The sequence below is a fragment of the Brevibacterium sp. 2SA genome, assembly GCF_005502845.1.
Classification (GTDB): domain Bacteria; phylum Actinomycetota; class Actinomycetes; order Actinomycetales; family Brevibacteriaceae; genus Brevibacterium.
In genome coordinates, this window is the sequence record NZ_SCMW01000002.1 from 127770 (window position 1) to 143216 (window position 15447).

The window sequence follows — 15447 nt, forward strand, 5'->3', positions numbered from 1 at the left end:
TCGGTGATCTCGGCCGTGCACAACGTCGTGACGGCCACGACTGCAGGATTGGAGAGTCGCGTGACGAACTCGGATATGAGAAGCCGTGCACAGAAGCACCTGTTCCCTCACTTCACCACCGGGAAGGTGTGGAACGACGACAGTCTGCCGATCATCGTCGGCGGTGAGGGAAGCTATCTCACCGACGAGAACGGCGACCGCTACCTCGACGGCCTGGCCGGCCTCTTCTGCGTCAACATCGGACACGGGCGCACGGACATCCCACAGGCCGCTTTCGAGCAGATGAGCCGACTCGCCTACTGGACGAACTGGGGCTCAGCCCACCCAGCAGCCATCGACGCGGCGACCTTCATCGCCGAGCACGCACCGGGCGACCTGGAGACCGTGTTCTTCGTCAACTCCGGGTCCGAAGCCGTCGAATCCGCCGTGAAGTTCGCACGCCAGTACCACGTCGCGCAGGGCGAACCGCAGCGCACGAAGATCATCGCCCGCGACATGGCGTACCACGGGACCACTCTCGGGGCCCTCGCCGTGACGGGGATTCCGGCCTACAAGGCACCTTTCGGCGATCTCATGCCGGGCGTCTTCCACGTCCCCAACACCCTTGGGGAGACGATCCCCGAAGGCGGCACGGCTGCGGATCTTCCCTCGATCCGCGCCATCCGCGAGCTCATCACCGCCGAGGGCGGGGACACCTTCGCCGCGCTCTTCGCCGAGCCTGTGCAGAACTCCCGCGGTGCTCTCGTTCCTCCTGACGGCTACTGGCAGGAGCTTCGCAGGATCTGTGACGAGCACGGAATCCTTCTCGTCGCCGACGAAGTGATCACCGGATTCGGACGCCTCGGCGAGTGGTTCGGTTCGATCAAGTTCGACGTCGTCCCCGATCTCATCACCTTCGCCAAGGGCTCCACCTCCGGCTATGCGCCCTTGGGCGGCGTCATCATCCGCAAACCGCTGGCAGAAGAAGTGCTGGCCTCACCGCAGGCGGGCCTGTTCACGCACGGCGCCACCTGGGGCGGGCATCCGGTGAGCACCGCGGTCGCCGTGGCGAATCTGACGGCCGTCGAGAACGAGAACGTGCTCGGCAACGTCCGCAGCCTCGAACCCTACTTCCAGAACGGCCTCGACCGGATCGTCGACGATCATCGCAGCATCAGGGAGTACCGGGGGGCCGGATTCTTCTATGCCATCGAGATGATGGGTGATCGGGAGACCGGTCGCGAACTCACCCCGGAGGAGTCGAAGACCGTTCTCACCGAGGTGATCCCCGCGGCGATGAGAGAGGTTCAGCTCATCACGCGGCCCGACAACCGCGGGGCGACGATGCTCGTGCTCTCACCGCCGCTGACCGCCGACCAGGACGTCCTCGACGACCTGCTCACGAAGGTCGATCACGTCATGAGCTCAGTCGACGCCCACCTCGGCGCCTCGCTGCTCACCACCGTCTGAGGCAGCGATGAGCAGCTCACCGGTCGCAGACGCCGCGCCCGACCTCGCCGGGAAGCCGACTGCGACGCCGGACGGCATCGACGATCTGCTCGTCTCACGAGTGTGCGAGGAGGGCGCGGGGCTGCCCGCACCCCGGATCATCCTCCCCGAGGGAGACGATGAACGGGTGGTGCGTGCGGCCGGTGCGCTCGCTGACCTCGGTTTGGCTCCCATGCTCGTCGGCGATGCGAGCACGGTCTGCTCACTCAGTTCGGAAGGCGGCCGGAGTCGGCGGGTCCTCCCGTCGATCGCCGTCGCCGACCTCGCCCACGGCGCGGCCGGCGGCATCATCCGAGCGAAGGCGGTGGGACGACATGCGGAAGCGGCCGACACCTGGTTGAGCGATCCCGTCCACCTGGGAATGGCCGCCGTCGAGGCCGGCATCGGGGACGTCGTCGTCGCCGGTGCGACTCGCCCCACTGCCGACGTCATCCGCGCTGCGCTGCGGATCCTCGGTCTGGCTCCGGGCACCGCACTGCTCAGCTCGTCGTTTCTCATGAAGCTCGCTGACGGCCGGTATCTCGGGTTCGGCGACTGCGCCGTGGTGCCGAACCCGGATGCCGCCGAGCTCGCCGCGATCGCCCGCGCCACCGCGGACACCTTCACCTCGATCACCGGGGAGTCGCCGGCGGTGGCGATGCTCTCGTTCTCCACCGCCGGCTCAGCCGATCACCCCGACCTCGAGATCATCCGCTCGGCGACAGCCGCCCTGAGCGCCGATCACCCCGAGCTCGAAGTCGACGGGGAGCTCCAGTTCGACGCTGCCCTGATCGACTCCGTGGCGCGCGCCAAAGCACCCGATTCGACCGTGGCCGGGCACGCCAATGTGCTCATCTTCCCCAATCTCGCCGCCGGCAATATCGGCTACAAGATCGCTGAGCGCCTCGCCCATGCACAGGCCTTCGGGCCACTGCTCCAGGGCTTGTCCTCGCCTGTCAACGACCTTTCCCGCGGTGCCAGCGCAGCCGACATCGTCAATGTCGCCCTCATCACCGCCCTCCAGCATCTGACGACGCAGAGCCGCAACCGGCACTCCGGCGCAGATCCCACTCAACGTGCGGCCGCGCGGCGCACCGGCGCCACGGGCACCCGCCCTCAGCGCCCCCATTCACCGCGCCGAACGATCACACGTTCGTGATTGAAGAAGAGGTTCCATGTCCGAGTCAACAGAGCATTCGACCCCACAGACAGCCCCAGCCATGACCGCACACCACGACCACAATCAGCCTGAAAGACTTGCGAAGACGCTCAAACCGCAATGGGTCTTCGCCATCGCCCTCGGCTCGGCGGTCGGGTGGGGAGCATTCATCCTTCCCACGGACTGGCTCGCCACGGGCGGACCGCTGGGTGTGCTCACGGGTTTCGGCATCGGCGCAGCCCTGATGATCGTCATCGCGGTCAGCTACGGCTTCCTCATCCGCACCTTTCCTGTGTCCGGTGGTGAGCTCGCCTACGCGCTCATCGGCTTCGGTCGCGTGCAGGCGTTCTTCGCAGGGTGGTTTCTCACCTTGGGCTACATCTGCATCGTCGCCCTCAATGCCTCGGCGCTCGCGCTCCTCTTCCGCACGCTCATGCCCTCGATCATCGAAACCGGATATCTCTACACGGTCGCCGGATGGGACGTCTACCTGCCGGAGGTCCTCATCTCAATCACCGCGCTCATCGTGTTCGCCCTGCTCAACATCCGCGGCAGTGCGATCTCCGGCCGCATCCAGTTCTGGGCCTGCGTGATCATGATGGTCGCCGTCGCCGCGATCCTCATCGCCGTGCTCGCGAGTCCGATCTCCGTCATGGCGAACATGTCGCCGAGTCTGCCCGACGGCGTCGACCCGTCGGCGGCGATCTTCGCCATCGTCGCCATCGCCCCGTGGGCCTTCATCGGATTCGACAATGTCCCCCAAGCCGCAGAGGAGTTCGACTTCTCCCCGAGCAAGGCGATGCGGCTGATCATCCTCGCCATCCTCGCCGCCGCGGCCCTCTACATGGCGATGGTCTTCGCCGTGGCGGTCGCCGAACCGTGGCAGGAGCTCGCGACGTCCGGATCGGCGTGGGGCACCGCCGAGGCGGTCACCGGAATCATGGGCGGCTCCGGCCTGTTCCTGCTAGCCGTGGCCATCACGATGGGGGTGAGCACCGGCCTCAACGGCTTCTACGTCTCCGCCAGTCGCATCCTGCTCGCCATGGGCCGGGCACAGATGATTCCGCCGGTCTTCGCCCGTCTCCACCCGAAGTACAAGACCCCGCACATCGGAATCCTCGCCGTCATGCTCATCTGCCTCATCAGCCCATGGTTCGGCCGTGCCGCACTGACGTGGGTCGTCGACATGTCCTCGATCGGCGTGACGATCGCCTACCTCTACACCTGCCTGTGCGCCTTCCGCATCTTCCGTCCCAGCAGTGAAACTCCGGCCGCGGATGCCCTGCCGGGCACCTATTCGACGGTGAAGAAGGTCCTCAGCGGTCTCGGTGCCGTCATTGCAATCTTCTTCATGTGCCTGCTCCTCATTCCGGGTTCGCCCGGAGCACTGGGCAAAGAGTCCCTCATCGCTCTGGCCGTCTGGATCGTCATCGGCATCGTCTTCTTCGTCTCCCGGATCAGGCACAACCGCCGCCTCACGGACGCTCAGGTCGACATGCTCGTCCTCGGAAGCGAGCGTCCGGCGCCGACCCGCTTCAGAGAACGCGCGGAGCTGCGCCGTGAGGGCGCACTGCCGCAGGCCGATGACAGGACGTCACGCGAGGGATGAGAATGCTCGCGGGCTGAGAGTCCGAGCGCCACGGCGGTGATGTCTGAGCAACCGGTCACGCTCAGACTTGACCGCCGTGGCGTCCCAGCGCGGTTCGCAGAGCCTCGACGACCGCGCGGGTCGAGGCGCGATCTCCCAGCGTCTCCGGGTCGAGAGCGATCGCCGACTGGTAGAAGTCGGAGACGTCGCATCCGAGGCCGACTCCGATGAGGTGACGGTCCGGACGCGCTTCGGCCGTGATCGTCGCAACGAGGTCCCGCGCCAGATAGTCCTCGTCGTTGGCCTCCGCGGTCGCCCCGTCTGCCGGACTGCCGTCGCTGACGACGACGAGCACGGTGCGCGCGGCACCGACCCGGTCGAGGCGCGTGAGCGCCCAGCGCACCGCTTCCCCGTCGACGCCCTCCCGGTACAGCGAGAGCTTGAGCAGGCCGGCCAGATCGAAGCGAGCCCGGCGGGCGGTGGTGGCGGAATCCTTGAAGACGAGGTGGTCGATCTCATTGAGTCGACCGATGCCTGTCGGCGAACCGGACCTCTGCCAGGACGTCTTCGGTCGTCCGCCGTTCCACGCACCGGTGGTGAAGCCGAGGACTTCGGTGACGACGTCGAGACGATCGAGGGCGGTGACGAGACCATCGAGAAGTGCGGCGATTCCGGCGGCGTGGGGCTTCATCGACCCCGAGCAGTCGAGCAGGAACGCCACCGCAGTGTCCGGCTGACCTGTCGTCGTCACATCCCTGAAGACACGGCGCTCCCCCGGTGAGGTGATGAGACGGGAGAGTCGGCGCGGATCGAGGACGCCGGATTCTCCGTCCTCCAGATCGCAGACCTCGACCGGAGCGGCGACGACGGGCTGGAGTCGACTGATGATCGGCGCCACCGGAGCTCGCCGGTCCTGCGTCTGCTCATCGAGCTGCCGACGCAGATCACGCAGCTGAGCCGGGCGGACGACCTCGGCGATGTGACGCGTGGTGTCGAAGCTCGCGTCCCAGATCGCGTAGCCGCGACCGGCCGTTCCCGGCGACTCCGACGACCCGCCGGGGGCGGCGAAGGGGCTCTCGGAGACATCGAGAACGAGCGAGAACGCCGACGCGGTGACCCCGCGGCGCGGTCGGACGCCCTGGCCCCACTGCTCCTCGTTCTCGGCCATGCGCGCCGCCACGAAGGCGGCGAAGTCGAGTGCGGCGGGAAGGAACGCCGATTGGGACGTCCGAGTCCGTCGCAGGCGGACCAGGAGCCCACCCATGTCGGCGGCGAGATCCGCTCGCGTCGCCTCGACGAGGTCGACGCAGTCCTCGCTGATCGGCTCTCCGGTGAGCGTCGAGCGCGCGACCACCGTGATCGTGAGCAGGAGGATCCCCTGGTGGGTCTCGTGCAGCCGCGAACCGAGGAACTCCCGGCACCACTCGGTGTGGCGCTGCGCGAGATTCTGTCGCACCCCGGGCAGGTCCGCCAGGGCCTCGCACCGGAACTGCTCGAGGACCTCGACGACGAGCCGTTCTGCCGTCGAGTCAGGAAGGGCTGACCTGTGCTCGCCGAGGTCGCTGTGCCGCATCCGCAGCGCCATCGCATCGGCGGCTCCGCGCAGGGACGAGAGGCCGGCATCGGCCACCGAGGGATAGAGATGCGGCGCGTTGAGAGGAAGTCTCCCGTGGGCGCCGATGGGACGGGCGCCCCAGCGGTCGAGGTCGGGGTCTCCCGACAGTGCCCGCATCACACCTGCCAGTGTCCGGTCGATGCGTCGCTGCTCGTCGGCGCTCCGCGAACGGGATCGGGCGGCGTCGTCGCGGTTTCCCGACGCGACTCGCGGTCGGGTCGACGGGTCCACCTCAGTCCACCGACAGCGAGGTCAGCACGGCGGGATCGGTGCCGAAGCCGCGTTGGAGGAATTCGCCGAGCAGGACGTGTTCAGACGGGTCGCAGCGGTTGGCGAAGGAGAACTTGAAGGCGAGTTCGACGTCATTGAAGATCAGCGCATTCTGCGCCCAGGAGATGACGGTGCGCGGAGACATGAGAGCGGAGAGATCCCCGGCGGCGAAGCCCGTGCGGGTCATGTTCGCCACCGAGACCATGGTCTCCGCCGTTTCCCTCCCGAACCGCTCGACGAATCCCGGCACCTGGCCGGTGACGACGTCGAACTCACGCTGCGGCGTCAGATAGTCGAGCTTCGCGACGATGCCCCATCTGTCCAGCTGGGCCTGGTTGAGTCGCTTGACCCCGCTGTAGAGACCGTTGAGGTTGCCCAATCCGACGGTGTTCGCCGTCGCGAAGAGACGGAACTGGGGGTGCGGACGGATGACGCGGTTCTGTTCGGTGAGCGTGAAGAGGCCCTCCCGCTCGAGCAGCCGCTGGATGATGAACATGACCTCGGGCCGGCCTGCGTCGTACTCGTCGAAGATCAGCGCCATCGGTCGGCCGAGGGCGAACGGAACGATTCCGTCTTCGAAGCGGGTGCGCGGATGGCCGTCTTCGATGACGACCTGGTCCTTGCCGACGAGATCGGTGCGGGAGATCTGACCGTCGAGGTTGATCCGCATGACCGGCCAGTTGAGGCGTGCCGCGACCTGCTCGATGTGCGTGGACTTTCCCGTGCCGTGCAGACCCTGGATGAGGACGCGCGAATTGTGGGTGAACCCCGCGAGAATGGCTCTGGTCACCTCCGGGTCGAAGCGGTAGTTCGGATCGATGTCCGGGACGAGGCTGTCCTCGCCGGCCAGCCTCGGCACCTGCAGGTCGCCGTCGAGACCGAAGAGCTGACGTGCGGATTCCCAGGTGGTCGTGGCCGCGGCCGGTGGTGGGTCGGACATGGCGCTGCGCGGATCCGTGGCGGTGTGCATGGTCGGCGCTCCCTTCGTCTGGTGTTCCCCGAAGCGAGAGGCGATCCGCTCCGGCGACGCACTCGTGGTCAGATCAGGCGATCTCGGTGCTGCGGTCGATGTCGTCGATACGGGAGATCTTCTCGGCCGCAGCCTGCACCAGCGGCAGGAGAGCGACGAGATCCTCCTCGGACTTCCGGAGCACCGGAGCCTGAATGGCCACACACTGATTCGACCGCCCCGCTTCCCCGGGGACGAGCACGGCCAGGCACACGAGCCCGTCGAGGTACTCCTGGCGGTCGACGGCGAATCCCTGCTCCCTGATCTCGGTGAGCTCCGCGTCGATGCGGTCCGGATCGGTCATCGTGTGAGGGGTGAAGGCCGGCAGCTGCGAACCGGCCAGCAGACGGCGGCGCTGAGTCTCACCGTACTGGGACATGATCATCTTCCCGCTGGCCGATGCGTGGATCGGCACTCGGGCTCCCGCTTCGAGGTGGACCCGCAGGGGATGCTGCGTCTCGACACGATCGAGATAGATGACGTCGCTGCCCGCGACCGTCGTGAGATTGCAGCTCTCCTCGACATCCTCGGCGAGCTGAGCCAGGATCGCACGACGAGCCCCGTGCCGAGTGTCGTTGAGCAGAATGTCCTCGGCCATCCGCCGCAGTCGCGCACCCGTTCCGTAATGGCGGCCGTCGCTGTGCCGCGTGATGAGACCGGCGCTCTCGAGCTGCTGAAGCATTCGGTGAAGCGTGGGCTTGGGCAGTCCGGTCTGCACGACGAGGGACTGCAGGGTGAAGATCTCGTCGCGCGTCGAGATCAGCTCAAGCAGCGAGATGAGGCGCAGCGCCGGCGTCTCCCCGACGAGCGAGAGTTCGGTGCCGAGGCCCGGTTCCGCAAGATTGTCCATGAGCACGCCCTCCTTGGTGTCTCGGAAAATCATACCAAACGGATTAATAACCGGAACACGTATTGACGCGGTCGCCCGCCTCCGCCTAGTGTTCTAGGTGTTCAACTTTTTTAGCTGAATTGAACGAATAAACGAGACCTCAAAGATGTGGTCTTCCCAACCTCAAGGAGGAGTTGGCATGACAGAACTCGCTGATCGGACTGAGGTCGAAGCACCCGAACAAGCTCCGAAACCGCAGAAGATCACCTCCTCGGAGGCATTCGTCGAAACCATGGTGGCCAACGGCGTCACCGATGTGTTCGGCATCATGGGATCGGCGTTCATGGACGCGATGGACATCTTCGCGCCGGCCGGCATCGACTTCGTTCCGGTCGTCCACGAACAGGGTGCAGCCCATATGGCCGACGGTTACGCTCGCGCATCCGGCCGTCACGGAGTGGTCATCGGGCAGAACGGCCCGGGCATCTCGAACTGCGTGACTGCGATTGCGGCGGCCTTCTGGGCGCACTCCCCGGTCGTCATCGTCACTCCCGAAGCCGGGACGAACTCGATCGGGCTCGGTGGATTCCAGGAGGCCAACCAGCTGCCGATGTTCCAGGAGTTCACGAAGTACCAGGGCCACGTGACGAACCCTGCTCGCATGGCCGAGTTCACCGCCCGCTGCTTCGATCGGGCCCAGTCGGAGATCGGGCCCACGCAGCTCAACATTCCCCGCGACTACTTCTACGGCGAGGCGACCCCCGACATCCCGCAGCCCCAGCGCATCGATCGCGGTGCAGGCGGCGAAAAGAGCCTCAACGATGCCGCAGAACTGCTGGCCCGGGCGAAGAACCCGGTGATCATCTCCGGAGGCGGAGTCGTGATGGCCGACGGAGTCGAGGAGTGCATCGCCCTGGCCGAGCGCCTCGGCGCCCCCGTGGTCAACAGCTACCAGCACAACGATTCGTTCCCCGCCAGCCATCCGCTGTGGGCAGGCCCTCTGGGGTACCAGGGGTCGAAGGCGGGAATGACCCTGCTCAATCAGGCCGATGTCGTCCTCGCACTCGGCACCCGCCTCGGCCCGTTCGGCACGCTCCCGCAGTACCAGTTCGAGTACTGGCCCACGGATGCGAAGATCATCCAGGTCGATGCCGACCACAAGATGCTCGGGCTGGTGAAGAAGATCGACGTCGGCATCTGCGGCGATGCCAAGGCAGTGGCCACAGAGCTGCTCGCACGCCTCAACGACAAAACGGTCGTCAGCGACGCCACCAAGGACGAACGGGCGAATCTCATCCGTGCGGAGAAGGAGGCCTGGGAGGCCGAGCTCGACTCCTGGACACACGAGAAGGACGAGTTCTCCCTCGATGTCATCGACGAAGCAGAGAAGGAGGAGGGCAACTGGCTCCATCCGCGTCAGGTTCTGCGTGAACTCGAGAAGGCGATGCCCGCCGACGTCATGGTCTCCACGGACATCGGCAACATCAATTCGGTGGCGCACAGCTACCTGCGGTTCGAGCGACCGCGCAGCTTCTTCGCCCCGATGAGCTTCGGCAACTGCGGCTATGCGCTGCCGACGATCATCGGCGCGAAGCGGGCCGCTCCGGAGCGCCCGGCCATCGCGTATGCCGGTGACGGCGCATGGGCGATGAGCATGGTCGAAGTCCTCACTGCCGTCCGCCATGACATCCCCGTCACTGCAGTCGTCTTCCGCAACCGCCAGTGGGGTGCGGAGAAGAAGAACCAGGTCGAGTTCTACGGTCGCCGCTTCATCGCCGGCGAGCTCGACAACGGGGAGAGCTTCGCGGCGATGGCCGAGAGCATGGGCGCCGATGGGATCGTCGTCGACAGGCTCGAGGACGTCGGCCCTGCGCTGCAGCGAGCCGTCGATGCGCAGATGAACGAGGGCAGGACCACGGTCATCGAGATCATGTGCACGAAGGAGCTCGGCGATCCGTTCCGGCGCGACGCACTGCGGATGCCGGTCCGCACACTCGACAAGTACAAGGACTACGTCTGAGGATGAGGACCAGGGGCGCGCGGCAGCAGGCCGTGCGCCCCTTCGCCGTAGGGAGACTCCATTGAATTGGTACATCGTCTGGATACTCGCGTTCCTCGCCCTGCTCTTCGCCGTCAGCCTCCGCTCGTCGAAGACCGTCAAGACGGCCGACAACTACGTCATGGGCGATTTCAGTCTCGGCTTCTTCCCCATCTGCGGATCGGTGATCGCCACCGTCACCGGTTCCGCGGCCCTCATCGGCGCCGCCGGCAAGGGGTTCACCCTCGGTGTCTCCTACCTCATCACCAGCCTCGCCTTCGTCGGCTTCACCATCGCCACCGTCATCGTCCTCGGCCCGACGATCCGCAGGCTCCGGCTCTATACGCTGCCGGAGCTCTTCGCCCGCAGGTTCGGCAAAGCCGCAGCCCTCATCCCTGCCCTCATCACCGGACTGCTCTACATGACTCCGACATTCGGGATGCAGCTGGTCGGTATGGCAGCCCTGCTGTCGTCGGTGACGCCGATCTCGACGTTCTGGGGAGTGCTCCTCGGCTTCCTCGTCACGCTCGCGTTCACCATGATCGGCGGACTGCCAAGTGTGGCCTGGACGGACGCGATCCAGACTGTTGTCATCCTCGTCGGGGTGGTCCTCGCTCTCGTCGTCGGCATCGCCGCGCTCGGCGGTCCGGCGGAGGTCGTGGCAGCCACTCCCCCGCAGCTGCTCGAGTTCGACAGCATCGGCGGCATGGAACTCCTCAATTGGTTCCTCATCTTCGGGCCCTTCTACATCGTCTGGCAGACCACCTGGCAGCGGCTGACCGCCGCCAGGACGCCGAGGATCGGATACTCGGCCGTGACGATCGGTTTCATCGTGTCCGGCCTCGTCAGCGTCGTCGCCGTCCTCATCGGCATCGCCGCCCTCCAGCGGTTTCCCGCCGACACCAAACCTGACCTCGTCTACACGAGCTTCATCTCCGAGATCTTCCCGCCGTGGCTCGGAGGCCTGCTCATGGTCTCGCTCGTCGCTGCGCTGCTCACCGGCGCCACCTCGTTTCTCCTCAGCGGGGCCATCAACATCTCCAAGGACATCTATCAGGGGTGGGTCAACCCCGGTGCCGGGGACCGGAAGATCCTCTTCGTCTCGCGGATGTCGGTCGGCGCGATGGCGGTGCTCGGGCTGGTCATTGCCCTGCTCATCGACGACATCATCGCAATCTACGAGCTGGCGCTGACGTTCACCGCGTCGACGCTCGTCATGCCCGTCCTCGCGGCGATGTTCTGGCGCCGGGCCACGTCGACCGGGGTCATCGTCAGCATGGTGGCGGCTGCCGCCGCGGCGGTGGTGTGGAGGCTGTCGGGCACTCCCTTCGGTCTGCACGAGATCGCGCCAGGACTTCTCGTCTCAGCGATTACCCTGGTGACCGTCAGCCTGGTGTCTCGGCACTCTGCCAACGAGTCCGTCACCGCCTACGCGCTGGAGGGACGCGAGACACCGACCGACGAATCGGCCGCCGACCACGAATCGAGGACACTGAGCAATGAATCCTGAGGACACCATCGTCTACCCCGCGCGGCGGATCCACACCGGCGATCCGTCGTACCCCACCGCTGAGGCCGTGGCCGTGCGCGGAGAGCGGATCCGTGCGGTGGGCACCGTCGAGGAGCTGCTCACCTACCCGGGGGCTGTCCTCGACGAGCGCTACGCGGATGCTGTCATCCTCCCGGGATTCGTCGAAGCGCACACCCATGCCGGCACGGGCAATGTGTGGAAGCAGACGTATGTCGGCTACCTCGACCGTACAGAGCCCAGCGGACACCACTGGCCCGGCTGCACAAGCATCGACGAAGTCGTCGAACGGCTCAGGGTCGCCGAGGCTGAGCTCGACGATCCGCAGCAGCCGCTGCTCGCGTGGGGATTCGACCCCATCTACTTCCCTGGGCAGGCATTCACCGCAGCCGACCTCGACGCCGTGTCGCTGCACCGGCCGATCCATGTCATCCACACGAGCGTGCATGCATGCGTGGTCAACTCCGCGGTCATGTCGCGTTACGACATCAGCGCAGAGACGATGGTGCCGGGCGTGGTCAAGGACTCGTCTGGAGCACCGACGGGCGAACTGCGGGAGTTCACCGCGATGGCGCTGGTCAGTGACCTGACCGAGGGCACCGGTCCGCTGAGCATCGACGCGGCGGCGCTGCGGGCCTTCGGACAGGAGGGAGTGAACACCGGGACGACGACGCTGACCGACCTCGGGTCACTGACGCTGATGGATGATGCCGGCGTCGACCTCTATCGCAGCGTCGTCGACGAGACCTTCCCGGCTCGGCTCAATGTCTTCCATTTCGGTGCGGGCGTTGGAGCGCCGAGGCCGTCACTGAGCGATGATGCCGAGCGCCTCGTCGACCTTGCGGGACAGTCATCGGCGCACTTGCGTCTGGGCAATGTCAAACTCATGCTCGATGGCTCGATCCAGGGATTCACCGCGCGTCTTGAAGCGCCGGGCTATTTCGGGGATGAGCCCAATGGGCTGTGGAACGTCACCCCCGAGGAGTTCTACGCGGCGTTCAGCGTCTTCCACCGCGCAGGACTGCTCATCCACGTGCACTGCAACGGCGACCAGGCCACCGAGCTGTTCCTCCAGACTCTGCAGCGCGTCCTCACCGAATCCCCCCGGCCGGACCACCGGCACACGTGCACGCACTCCCAGCTGACGACGGCCGCACAGTACCGGCGCCTGGCAGCGCTGGGCGCCTGCGCGAACATCTTCGCCAATCACATCTTCGCGTGGGGCGATCAGCACATGGACATCACTCTCGGTCCCGATCGCGCCCGACGCATGGACGCTGCCGCCACCGCACTGCGGGCGGGAGTCCCGATCTCCCTGCATTCGGACTCGCCGGTCACCCCGTTGGGACCGCTGCGCACCATGACTCACGCCGTGACGCGGAAGAGCCAGACCGGACGGGTGATCGGCGGCGGCGAGGCGATCAGCGTCGACGAGGCCGTGCGGGCAATCACGCTGGGAGCGGCCCATATGCTCCACATGGACCACGAGGTGGGTTCGCTCGAGGCGGGCAAGTACGCCGACTTCGCCATCCTCGCTGCCGACCCGTACGAGGTCGCCCCCGACCGGATCGGCGATATTCACGTCCGCGGCACCGTCGTCGGCGGCCGCCATTTCGACTCCCGCATCGCCGACCCTGCAGACAGCTGATGAGCGCACGTCTGGGCATCATCGGCGGCTATCTCGGCTCAGGCAAGACGACGCTCATCAACGCTCTGCTGGCGGCGGGGACCCTCGGACGCACAGCTGTGCTCGTCAATGATTTCGGAGAGATCAGCATCGATGCCTCCCTCGTGGCGTCACAGACCGAGGACACCGTCGAACTGACAAACGGCTGCATCTGCTGTCAGATCACCGATGACCTCAGTCGCGTGATGCGCGCCTTCTCCGACCGCGACGATGTCGACCAGGTCCTCGTCGAGGTCAGTGGGGTCGGCGATCCCACTGTGCTCGGAGCCTGGCGGCGCTTTCCCGGTTTCTCGCCGGGTCCGATCATCGTCTGCGCCGATGCGACGAATCTCCGCAGACTGCTGTCCGACCGGTTCGTCTCCGATCTCGTCGAACGCCAGATCGGCGGGGCCGACATCGTCCTCGTGACCAAATCGGACCGTGCCTCCGCCGCGGACATCGCATGGACCCGACAGGCGAGTCTGCGGTTGGCCCCGAACGCCGAGATCCTCGACGACATTCCCCCGGATTTCCCTGTTCGGCTCCGCGGAACCGAGGACCGCCCCATGGCGGGCACGGTCCCCCGCTCCTCTGCGTCGGCACCCGATGCAGGTGGTATCCACAGCTCACGCACGGTTGACGGACTCGATGCTGTGGATCCGGCCGAGATCCTCGCCATCCTCTCCCACAACCGAGCGCTGCTCGCTCGCGCCAAGGGGTTCATCAGAGACACGCACGGATGCTGGCACGAAGTGCATCTGGCGTCCGGGCACGCTGAGTCACGCCCCCTGCCGCGATCATGTGCGCCGCCGGACATGGCACTCGGCACCATCGTGCTCATCGCCGCCGGAGACGACGCGCAGAGGACCGTGGACACGGTCGCGTCCGCGCTGGCGGCGGTGCGCTGACTGATTCAGCCTTCCGACGGTGCGTCTCTGCTTGACCGTCCTCACCGCGGGTGCCAAACTGAACGAACGATCAGTGACTGGAGTCACGAGCTCCGCGACGAGGCGGAGGCGGCCCGCTCACGGCACCAACGGAGGACGAACCCGGTGAAGCGCAACCTGTACGACGATGACCATGAAGCCTTCCGCGACACCGTGGGCGCCTTCCTCGACCGGGAGGTCGTGCCGCACGTCGAGGAGTGGGAGGAGAACCACCTCGTCGACAGGAACATGTGGGAGAAGGCCGCGGCGGCCGGCATCATCGGGCTCGCCATTCCCGAAGAGTTCGGCGGCGCCGGCGTCGAGGACTTCCGCTTCGAGATGGTCCGGTCGGAGGAGATCGCCCGTCGAGGCGTCGGTGGCGTCACCGCCGGCTGGGGCGTGTCCGACGGCATCGTCCCCGGCTACCTCATGGCCTTCGGAACGCAGGCGCAGAAGGAGAAGTACCTCACCGGTCTCGCGACCGGTGAGATGATCGGCGCGATCGCGATGACCGAGCCGAATGCCGGCTCGGACCTCCAGGGCATCACGACGAAGGCCGTGCGCGACGGCGACGACTGGATCCTCAACGGGGCGAAGACCTTCATCACCAACGGCATCCACGCCGACTTCGTCATCGTCGTCGCCCGCACGAACCCCGAGGCCAAGGCCGCGCGCGGCACGTCGCTCTTCATCGTCGACGCCGACACTCCGGGCTTCGAGCGCGGGCGCAAGCTCAGGAAGCTCGGGATGGACGCGCAGGACACCGCGGAGCTCTCGTTCACCGATGTCCGCGTTCGGGCCGACGCCCTCCTCGGCGAACTCGACAACGGCTTCATCCACCTCATGGTCAACCTCCCCACCGAGCGCCTCCTCATCGGCTCGGGCACCCTGGCTGCAGCGCGCGCCGCCCTGACATGGACGGCGGACTACGTCTTCGACCGACCGGCGTTCGGCCAAACGATCGGGGACTTCCAGAACACCCGCTTCGAACTCGCCGAGCTCGAGACCCGGGTCGACGCTCTCGAGGCGTTCATCGACCGGTGCGCGCTGGCCCTCAACGCCGGCGAACTCACCGCAGTCGACGCCGCCAAGGCGAAATACCTCGGCTCCGACCTCGAGATCGAAGTCGTCAACCGCTGCCTCCAGCTCTTCGGCGGCTACGGCTACATGCTCGAATACCCCATCGCGCGCGTATTCAAAGACAACCGGATCCAGGCGATCTTCGGCGGAGCCAATGAGGTGATGAAGGAACTCATCGGCCGCGACATCGCGCAGCGCCACCGCACACGCTGAGGCCGTGGCACCAGAGCCCGATCAACCTGTGATGCCGATCACAGAAAATCATTGACGCA

11 protein-coding genes are annotated in these 15447 nt (G+C 66.3%); 8 read left to right on the top strand and 3 right to left on the bottom strand.

Features of this window, described 5'->3' with window-relative positions; translation table 11 throughout:
* Positions 1 to 75 precede the first annotated feature (75 nt).
* The 3 genes from FFS20_RS01750 to FFS20_RS01760 all read left to right on the top strand — a co-directional run bounded on the left by FFS20_RS01750 (position 76) and on the right by FFS20_RS01760 (position 4235).
* A complete protein-coding gene (locus tag FFS20_RS01750) occupies positions 76 to 1449 on the top strand; it encodes an aspartate aminotransferase family protein (RefSeq protein ID WP_249356411.1) in 1374 nt (457 codons plus the stop codon).
* Positions 1450 to 1456: 7 nt separating this feature from the next.
* Positions 1457 to 2626, top strand: a complete 1170-nt coding sequence (locus FFS20_RS01755) for a phosphotransacetylase (RefSeq protein WP_137824220.1) — start codon at positions 1457 to 1459, stop codon at positions 2624 to 2626.
* A 61-nt stretch (positions 2627 to 2687) separates the two neighbouring features.
* Positions 2688 to 4235, top strand: coding sequence for an APC family permease (locus FFS20_RS01760; protein ID WP_137824221.1), 1548 nt, complete (start codon positions 2688 to 2690; stop codon positions 4233 to 4235).
* A gap of 61 nt (positions 4236 to 4296) precedes the next feature.
* Here FFS20_RS01760 and FFS20_RS01765 read toward each other — a convergent pair whose 3' ends face one another.
* The 3 genes from FFS20_RS01765 to FFS20_RS01775 all read right to left on the bottom strand — a co-directional run bounded on the left by FFS20_RS01765 (position 4297) and on the right by FFS20_RS01775 (position 7958).
* The gene (locus FFS20_RS01765; RefSeq protein WP_283202119.1) at positions 4297 to 6060 is read right to left on the bottom strand and encodes a cobalt chelatase; all 1764 of its coding nucleotides are present in this window, start codon (positions 6058 to 6060) and stop codon (positions 4297 to 4299) included.
* A gap of 1 nt (position 6061) precedes the next feature.
* The gene (locus FFS20_RS01770) at positions 6062 to 7069 is read right to left on the bottom strand and encodes a MoxR family ATPase (RefSeq protein ID WP_249356414.1); all 1008 of its coding nucleotides are present in this window, start codon (positions 7067 to 7069) and stop codon (positions 6062 to 6064) included.
* 73 nt (positions 7070 to 7142) lie between these two features.
* On the bottom strand, positions 7143 to 7958 hold the full coding sequence (locus FFS20_RS01775) for an IclR family transcriptional regulator (RefSeq protein WP_137824223.1): 816 nt from the start codon (positions 7956 to 7958) through the stop codon (positions 7143 to 7145).
* 178 nt (positions 7959 to 8136) lie between these two features.
* Between FFS20_RS01775 and xsc the strand changes: the two genes are divergently transcribed.
* From xsc to FFS20_RS01800, 5 genes are all read left to right on the top strand, one after another.
* Positions 8137 to 9957 carry a sulfoacetaldehyde acetyltransferase gene (xsc, locus tag FFS20_RS01780; protein ID WP_137824224.1) on the top strand — a complete coding sequence of 607 codons (1821 nt, stop codon included), beginning with the start codon at positions 8137 to 8139 and terminating at the stop codon, positions 9955 to 9957.
* Between the two features lie 61 nt (positions 9958 to 10018).
* Positions 10019 to 11485 carry a sodium:solute symporter family protein gene (locus FFS20_RS01785; RefSeq protein ID WP_137824225.1) on the top strand — a complete coding sequence of 489 codons (1467 nt, stop codon included), beginning with the start codon at positions 10019 to 10021 and terminating at the stop codon, positions 11483 to 11485.
* Entirely contained in the window at positions 11475 to 13151 is a 1677-nt protein-coding gene (locus FFS20_RS01790) for an amidohydrolase (RefSeq protein ID WP_137824226.1), read from the top strand. The genes FFS20_RS01785 and FFS20_RS01790 overlap by 11 nt, the downstream gene beginning before the upstream one ends.
* Positions 13151 to 14077, top strand: a complete 927-nt coding sequence (locus tag FFS20_RS01795) for a GTP-binding protein (protein ID WP_137824227.1) — start codon at positions 13151 to 13153, stop codon at positions 14075 to 14077. The genes FFS20_RS01790 and FFS20_RS01795 overlap by 1 nt, the downstream gene beginning before the upstream one ends.
* Positions 14078 to 14221: 144 nt before the next feature.
* Positions 14222 to 15388 (top strand): acyl-CoA dehydrogenase family protein, encoded by a 1167-nt coding sequence (locus tag FFS20_RS01800; RefSeq protein ID WP_137824228.1) that lies wholly within the window; start codon positions 14222 to 14224, stop codon positions 15386 to 15388.
* Positions 15389 to 15447: the final 59 nt, after the last annotated feature.